Genomic DNA, 7717 nt, shown 5'->3' with positions numbered 1-7717 from the left:
GTCGCTCAACCCGGCAGCGAAGCGCTTCTCGATCTGCCCGACGTAGTGCGGCGCACTCGCCTCGAAACGCTGCCTGCCCTCGGTGGTGATGACGGCATACGACGACCGCGCGTCGACCGGGTTGGGCTCCTTGGCGACGAGGCCCGCCCGGACGAGCTCGTCGACGACCCGACTGATCCGGGTCCGACTGAGGACCGCGCGCTCGGCGAGCTCGGACATGCGGAGGTGTCCGTGGTCGGCTGCCGAGAGCTCGAGGAGGACGTCGTACCAAGCGAGGGGGAGTCCGGAGTGCGACCGCAGGGACCGGTCGAGCTCCGGAACCAGGGCGGCGTGCGTCTGGAGCAGCGCTCCCCAGGCGTCGGCCGCAAGCTGTCGTCGAGAACGGAAGGCAGGGGCCATGAGGAAGAGAGTACCTGCTTGATTGCGTGCGCCCGCACGTTTATAGTTACGTGCACACGCACATAATCACTGGGAAAGGCAAACCCCATGACCCGACTACTGCACATCTCCGCCTCGCCGCGCAGCCAGGCGTCCGAGTCCCTCGCACTGGCCGACGCCTACGTGGCGGCGGTCGCCGATCGCCCGGACGTCGACGTCGAGCACTGGGATCTCTGGGACGGTTCTCTGCCCGGCTTCGGTCCCGACGCCACGGCAGCCAAGATGGCCGTCTTTGGAGGCGACGAGCCCACAGGCGCGGCAGCCGTCGAGTGGGCGCGAGCGATCGCAGCGTTCCGGCGCCTCGACGCTGCGGACGCGTACCTGTTGTCCGTGCCGATGTGGAACGGGAGCATTCCCTATGTCCTCAAGCAGCTGATCGATGTCGTGAGCCAGCCGGGGATGCTCTTCGGGTTCGACGCCGAGTCCGGGTACTCCGGCCTGCTCACCGGCAAGAAGGCCGTCCTCGTTCTCACGAGCGCGGTCTATGGAGCGGGTCGGCCGGCATCCTTCGGCATCGACTTCCAGCGGCCCTACCTCGAGTGGTGGCTGAACTGGGCCGGCGTCGAGGACATCACGACGATCGAATTCCGGCCCAACCTCGCCACGGACCAGGCGGACGTGCTTCGGGCCGCCGCCGTCGACGAGGTCCGCGAGGCGGCCCTCAAGCTCTGAGGTGCCTCACCTCGGTTCGTGCCACTCGGGGCGCAATGACGGGACCAAACCCGGTCGAGCCCCTGCCCATGCACGAGCCGCAACGCCTCGTCCCGTCATCCGTCCCCCAAGGGCGGCTTGACCTGGACATTCAATCCACGTCAGAGGTGGCGGTAGCGGGCGAGGCGCGCCTCCAGTCGTGGGGCCGGCTCCTCGCGGGCCAGCACGGCGAGCTCGTGCTGGATCGCCTGGCTCATCCGTTCGCAGAACTCCGCCGGCTCGTCTGCCGCATCGGGGCGCTCGGCCACGATGCGATCGACGATCCCGTCGGCGAGCAGATCCAGCGACCTGACCCGCTGGGCCGCGGCGAGCTCGGGCGCATGTGTCGTGTCCCGGTGCAGGATCGCCGAGGCACCCTCGGGGGGCAGTGGCGAGAGCCACGAGTGCTGGGCGCAGATGACACGGTCGGCGGGCATCAGGGCGAGCGCCCCACCGCCTGTGCCCTGCCCCAGCAGTACGCACAGCGTGGGGGCCTGGAGAGTGACGAGCTCGGCCAGGCACCGGGCGATCTCCCCGGCCATGCCGCCCTCCTCGGCCTCCTTGGACAGTGCCGCACCGGCAGTGTCGATGATGCTGACCAGAGGGAGGTCGAGCTCGCGCGCCAGCGCCATCCCACGCCGCGCCACGCGAAGCCCCTTGGGGGACAACGGCTCGTCCAGCGTCTGGCCCCGGCGGTCCTGCCCGAGCACGATGCACGGCGCACCGCCGAACCGCGCCAGGGCCATGAGCAACCCGGGGTCGAACTCGCCGGAGCCCGTCCCGTGCAGCGGCAGCACGTCCGTCGCGCCGAGCTTGAGCAGGGCCCGCACGCCGGGTCGATCGGTCCGCCGGGACCTTTCGATGGAGTCCCACGCCGGAAGGTCAGGCAGGTGCTCCCTCGCCACGTCGGCCACGACGGGTGGCTCCTCGCGTGCGCCCATGAGCACGTTGAGCGCCCGGTCGGCGGTCTCGGCGAGGGCCTCCACCGGCAGGATGGCGTCGATGAGCCCGTGCTCGAAGAGGTTCTCGGCCGTCTGGACGCCCTCGGGGAAGGCCCGCTCGTAGAGTGCCTCGTAGACCCGGGCGCCGAGGAACCCGATCATCGCTCCCGGCTCCGCCACGGTGACCTGCCCGAGGGAGCCCCACGACGCGAAGACACCGCCGGTCGTGGGGTGACGGAGGTAGACGAGGTACGGCAGCCCGGCCGCCTTGAACTGTGCACAGGCCGCGCTGATCTTCACCATCCCGACGAAGGCCGGCGTCCCCTCCTGCATGCGGGTCCCCCCCGAGGCAGGCGCCGCAAACATCGGCAGCTGCTCACGCCGGGCACGTTCGAACGCCATGACGATCCGCTCGGCCGCAACCGCCCCGATCGACCCCGCGAGGAAGCGGAACTCGCCGGCGATGATGGCCACGCGGCGCTCCCGGATCCGGCCCTCGCCAGTGATGATGGCTTCGTCGCACCCGCTGCGCTCGCGAGCGGCAGCCAGCTCAGCGGCATACGGCGAATCCTCCGGCGCGGGCTGCGCGGGGGCACTGTCCCAGCTGGCCCACGAACCCTCGTCGAGGACGGTGTCAAGCAGCTCGCGGGCCCCTAGTCGTGGCTTCGATGTCATGGCAGCCTCAGGCCCCTGCGTCCTGCTCGTCGAGCCACGCACGCACCGACTCGTTGTGCTCGCCGAGCATCGGCGGGTGCAGGTGCTCGGAGCGGCCACCGGCATAAGCGTTGTCGTCGAAGCGGATCGGCGGCCCCGGGATCTGGATCGGCCCGAGCACCGGGTGGTCGACGTCGAGGACCAGCCCCTGCGACTTCGTCTGCTCCCACTCGTAGACGTGGTCCAGGGTCCGCACCTGGCCTGCCGGGACACCCACCTCGGCGAGCCGCTCGACGAGCTCGTCGAGACCATAGGGCGCAAAGGCCGCGTCGATGAGCTCGATGAGACGATCCCGGTTGGCAACCCTCTCCCGGTTGGTGGCCAGGCCGGGCGTTGCCGGGTCGATGCCGAACGCGGAGGCGAGCTTGACCCACAGTCCCTCGCTCCCACAGGAGATCTGGACCATGCCGTCCTTGCACGTGAACAGGCCGTAGGGGGCGATCGACGGATGGTGGTTGCCCTGCGCGCGTCCGACCTCGCCGGCGACGGTGTATCTCGTGCCCTGGAAGGCGTGCACTCCGACGATGGCCGCGAGCAGGGAGGTGCGCACGACGCGCCCCCGCCCCGTCCGATCTCGCTCGTGCAGGGCGGCCGTGACTCCGTAGGCGCCGTACATCCCCGCGAGGAGGTCACCGATCGGGACACCGACCCGCTGCGGGTCGTCGGGACCGCTGCCGGTGAGCGACATCAAGCCGCCCTCGCCCTGGGCGATCTGGTCGTAGCCGGCGCGCCCACCCTCAGGGCCGTCGTGGCCGAAGCCGCTGATCGACAGGATCACGAGGCGCGGGTTGATCTCGTGCAGCCGCTCGGTCGGGAATCCGAGCCGATCGAGCACGCCGGGGCGGAAGTTCTCGATGAGGACATCCCCGTGCCGCACGAGGCGCGTCAGGGTGTCACGGCCGTCCTCGGACTTGAGGTCAAGCGTGACCGACTCCTTGTTGCGGTTGCACGAGAGGAAGTACGTCGAGATGGGGTCGTCTTCCGGACCCACGAACGGCGGGCCCCACCCACGCGTGTCGTCGCCGTGCCCTGGCGTCTCCACCTTGATGACCCGGGCTCCCAGGTCGCCGAGCATCATGCCTGCGTGCGGTCCCGCGAGGGCCCGCGAGAGGTCGATGACGACGATGTCGTCCAGGGGTCCGCTCACGTGCGCTCCTCGTGCAGGGATCATGCCGTATGCCGCTGGGCTGGCTTGAGGCTCCACTGTGCCAGTCCGCGCCGGGCGGGGGAGTGTCAGGCCTTGCCCCTGCTCGGGGGCGGCGCTTGGCGGACTCTGCCGTCGAACTGAGTGACGCTTCGCCCGAGGTCGGCAGGTGCTCGCTCTGCTGACTCGCTATCGGGACGTTTGGCCGTTCCGCCGGCCGAGCTCAGCGTCGAGGCTGTGAGTGCAGAAGAGGGGGGTTGTGATCCGTTGTGAGTACTTCTTCGCCGAGCGGCACCGCTCCGCATCGTCGGACTGCGCTGGTCGTGACAACCGTCGTGGTCGTGGTCGCCCTCGTGGTGGCCGCCCGCTGAGCTCGAGGCGTTCTTCGCGGCCGCGGCTCGGATGGACGCGCAGCTGCACGCTGCCGCGCTGAAGATCAACCGCGAGGGGCCGCCATGGCCCACCCTCAGCGACGAGGCCGCTCGGGCGGTCCGGGCCGCGGACCTGCGCGCCGTCGCCGAGACGGTTGTCCAACCTGGGCAACGGGGCGGCGCCGGCCGCACGGTTCGACGCGGAGGTGGCCACCGCCAGGACGCGCGCCACGTCGACCGCCGCGTTCACCAGGGCGCGGTTGGGTTCCCGGGCCGACATGGAGACCTTCCTGCACCTCGAGATGATCTACAAGGACAACTTCGGCTGCGACAATCACGGCTCGCCGAATCCGCTGATGGAACTGTCGCCCATCGTGTGGACGAGCGAGAGCACCGGGACGATCGGCAACGCGCCCTTCGAGATCCGGTTGGAGCCCGAGGGCACCTACCCGGAAGACCGGATCAACGTCTGCTGAGAGGTCAGCAACCTCGACGGGATGGGCTTCAGGCCGACTCGCGCGGGCGCCAGTCTGCGAGGTAGCCGAGCATCGCGAGGAGGACGACCTGGGCCCCGGTGATGAGGGTCGCCCACAGGCCGAGGGGCAGGTGGCTGATGGCCTCGTTCTCGAGGGCCCCTTCTCCCAGCAGCCCGACCCCGAAGGCGAGGAAGAGCAGGAGGACGACGATCTGGACACCCACGCCGAGCAGGTGCAGGGTGCGGTTGTCGACGACGAAGAGGATCACTGCGCCGATGGCATAGGCGACGGCGAGACCGACGTAGCCGCCATAGGTCGTCGTGTCGGTCGCACCCGGCTCGAGCTCTGCGTTCCGCACGAGGAGCATGAGCACGACGTAGAGGATCGCGACGGCCGCGCTCATGGCGGCCGCGACGTAACGGACGGTTCGGCGCGTGCCGGCCCCTTGGGTGTCGAGCTCGTCACTGCTGTGACGGTCTGTCGCGTTCATGACCCACCTCTTCCTTGAGGTCCTTCGGCCCATCAAAGCAGCCCGCCGACCGTGTTGCCATCCTCCAAATCCACTCCCTGGATTTGGTGCAGCGCGGCCGCTCGAGTCGCCCCGTGACCGAGCGGTGGATTGGCTGGATGGCGGAGAGAGGGCACTAGCTCACGTCCCCGATCGTCTTGCGCAGGTGCACGAGCCGCCCGGACTCGATCGGCTCCGTTCCGCTGATGACAAAGCCGAGCTGCTCGTACCACGCGATGTTCGTCGCCATCCGTTCGTGGGTGAACAGCCGCACCGTCGTGAGTCCGCACCGACGGGCCGTGTCCTCAGCGAACGTGATGAGCGCGATACCCAAGCCGCGGCGCTGGTGCGCAGGGTGGACCGCGACGTTCTCGATGAGGAGAACGTCGGCCTCCATCGCCTGCACGAGCACGCCCCCGACGGATGGCTGCAGGTCGGCCGCCTGCTCGGCGACTGCGACCTGCACCTTGCTGTCGGCAATCAGGGACGCGAAGTCGGAGTCCATCGGTCCGGGTCGGCCACCGACGACCTCGACCCACGGTTGATAGGCAGCGCGGGTGACCTCCTCGACGGCTGCCTGATCGGCGGCGGTGGCCAAGCGGATCCGATACTCCACAATCCTGCTCTCAGTCGTGCTCGGACCGGCGGGAAGCACCTGCGACGCGTCCGACCCAGGTGTGTGCATCCTCCCACCGCTTCGTGGTTGCCACTCGCCTACACGAGCTGCGGTGTCTCTGCGCGCTCCTCAGCCTTCTGTGACACACTGCGCGGCCACCAGAAGCGGTCGCCGAGGACGAGCGCGATGGCGGGCACGAGCAGGGTCCGAACGACGAGGGTGTCGAGGAGCACGCCGACGCAGATGATGACGCCGACCTGCGCCAGCACGACCAGTGGCAGCACGCCGAGGACGGCGAAAACCGCGGCGAGCAGGATGCCGGCGCTGGTGATGACGCCACCCGTGGCAGCGAGGGCGCGGAGCATGCCTTGTCGGACGCCGTGCTCGCGCGCCTCTTGGCGCGCTCGGCTGACGAGGAAGATGTTGTAGTCCACACCGAGGGCCACGAGGAACACAAAGGCATAGAGGGGCGCTGTGTCATCGAGCCGCTCGAAGCCGAACACCTGGGTGAACAGGACCCAAGAGATCCCGAGACTGGCGACGTACGTCGCGACGACGGTGGTGACGAGGATGATCGGTGCGACGACCGAGCGCAGCAACAGCATCAGGGCCAGCAGCACGACGACGAGGATGATGGGCAGGATGAGGCGCAGATCGTCCGTTGCCGCAGTCGCGGAGTCGAGGGCGACGGCCTCGGTGCCACCGACGTGGGTCCCGTCGAAGTCCGCCACAGCGCTCCGCAGGCTGGTCACGCCGCGCTGGGCTTGATCGGACGAGGGCGCGCCGGCCAGGACGGCGTCGATCTGGGTCACGCCGCCGCCCTCGTTGCCGATGCGTGCCGAGGTCACGCCGTCGGCGCCCTCCACTGCGGCGAGCACAGCGCGCGCATCGTCGGTCGTGACGACGACCGCCGGGTCGGCGCTGCTGGCCGGGAAGGACGCGGCCAGCCGCTCCGAGGCGGCGATCGCCTCCGGCTTCTCGAGGAACTGGTCCGAAACGGACAGCCCGGTCCGCAGGCCCAGTGCGCCGGCCGAGGCGATGAGGAGACCGACGATGGTCACGGCGATGACCGTGCCGGGACGGGCCGCAACGAGGTCGCCGATTCGCTTCCACAGGGAGTTGCGGTCCGCGAGTGCCGGCTCGCCCACGTGCGGGATCTTCGGCCAGAAGACCCATCGACCGAAGACGACGAGAGCCGCGGGTAGGACGAGCAGCGCGAAGGCCGCTGCGACGACGATCCCGACTGCCGACGCGACACCCAGCCCGCGTGTCGACGGGAAGGCCGACAGGAGCAGCGTCAGCACGCCGAGCACCACCGTTGACGCACTGCTGACGACGGCCTCGGCCGTCCGGGACATGGCCGCAGCCATGGCGCGACGCCGGTCGGCGTGCCTGCGCAGCTCATCGCGGTAGCGGGAGATGAGCAGCAGCGCGTAGTCGGTGCCGGCGCCGAAGACGAGGACCGACAGGATGCCCGTCGTCGACTCGTCCCACGGGATGTCGAAGAAGTGCAGTGTGTGGGTGGCCAGGACGGTGGCAACGCGATCAGCGACGCCGATGACCGTCAGCGGGATGAGCCAGAGGACGGGGCTGCGGTAGGTGATGACGAGCAGGAAGGCCACGATGGAGGCCGTCGCGATGAGCAGACGGAGGTTGGCGCCGTCGAAGACTGCGGCCAGGTCGGCCTGAACGGCCGCCGGACCCGTCACCTGGGCAGTCAGTCCATCGGGCAGGTCGGCTTTCGAGATCCTGCGGATCTCGGTCACCGCGTCCGAGGCAGCCGTGGGGTCGGCGGCGTCGACGGGCAGGACGAGCAGAG

At 69.6% G+C, this 7717-nt stretch carries 8 protein-coding genes; 2 read left to right on the top strand and 6 right to left on the bottom strand.

Annotation, left to right across the window (positions count from 1 at the left end; translation table 11 throughout):
* Positions 1-399 (bottom strand): MarR family winged helix-turn-helix transcriptional regulator (locus tag VIR15_RS20715; protein ID WP_331931314.1); only part of this gene is annotated, 399 nt, incomplete at its 3' end.
* A gap of 87 nt (positions 400-486) precedes the next feature.
* Between VIR15_RS20715 and VIR15_RS20710 the strand changes: the two genes are divergently transcribed.
* Entirely contained in the window at positions 487-1110 is a 624-nt protein-coding gene (locus VIR15_RS20710) for an FMN-dependent NADH-azoreductase (protein ID WP_331931312.1), read from the top strand.
* 140 nt (positions 1111-1250) lie between these two features.
* On the opposite strand, the gene VIR15_RS20705 is transcribed toward VIR15_RS20710, so the two are convergent.
* Complete coding sequence (locus VIR15_RS20705) at positions 1251-2744, bottom strand: carboxyl transferase domain-containing protein (RefSeq protein WP_331931310.1); 1494 nt, start codon at positions 2742-2744, stop codon at positions 1251-1253.
* 7 nt (positions 2745-2751) lie between these two features.
* Positions 2752-3954 carry a CaiB/BaiF CoA transferase family protein gene (locus tag VIR15_RS20700; RefSeq protein ID WP_331931308.1) on the bottom strand — a complete coding sequence of 401 codons (1203 nt, stop codon included), beginning with the start codon at positions 3952-3954 and terminating at the stop codon, positions 2752-2754.
* Positions 3955-4453: 499 nt separating this feature from the next.
* Here VIR15_RS20700 and VIR15_RS20695 point away from each other — a divergent pair, with 499 nt between their 5' ends.
* Positions 4454-4774 (top strand): hypothetical protein, encoded by a 321-nt coding sequence (locus tag VIR15_RS20695; RefSeq protein ID WP_331931306.1) that lies wholly within the window; start codon positions 4454-4456, stop codon positions 4772-4774.
* A gap of 28 nt (positions 4775-4802) precedes the next feature.
* On the opposite strand, the gene VIR15_RS20690 is transcribed toward VIR15_RS20695, so the two are convergent.
* The 3 genes from VIR15_RS20690 to VIR15_RS20680 form a co-directional block, all read right to left on the bottom strand.
* Positions 4803-5264: a hypothetical protein gene (locus VIR15_RS20690; RefSeq protein WP_331931304.1), complete on the bottom strand. Its 462-nt coding sequence runs from the start codon at positions 5262-5264 to the stop codon at positions 4803-4805.
* Between the two features lie 154 nt (positions 5265-5418).
* Complete coding sequence (locus VIR15_RS20685) at positions 5419-5898, bottom strand: GNAT family N-acetyltransferase (RefSeq protein ID WP_331931302.1); 480 nt, start codon at positions 5896-5898, stop codon at positions 5419-5421.
* 98 nt (positions 5899-5996) lie between these two features.
* On the bottom strand, positions 5997-7717 hold a 1721-nt coding region (locus VIR15_RS20680), incomplete at its 5' end, for an MMPL family transporter (RefSeq protein WP_331931301.1).

Source organism: Intrasporangium sp., assembly GCF_036566125.1.
In the GTDB taxonomy this organism is placed as follows: domain Bacteria; phylum Actinomycetota; class Actinomycetes; order Actinomycetales; family Dermatophilaceae; genus Intrasporangium.
Note: the sequence above shows the minus strand (reverse complement) of the source record. Positions and strands in the feature narration are given on the sequence as shown.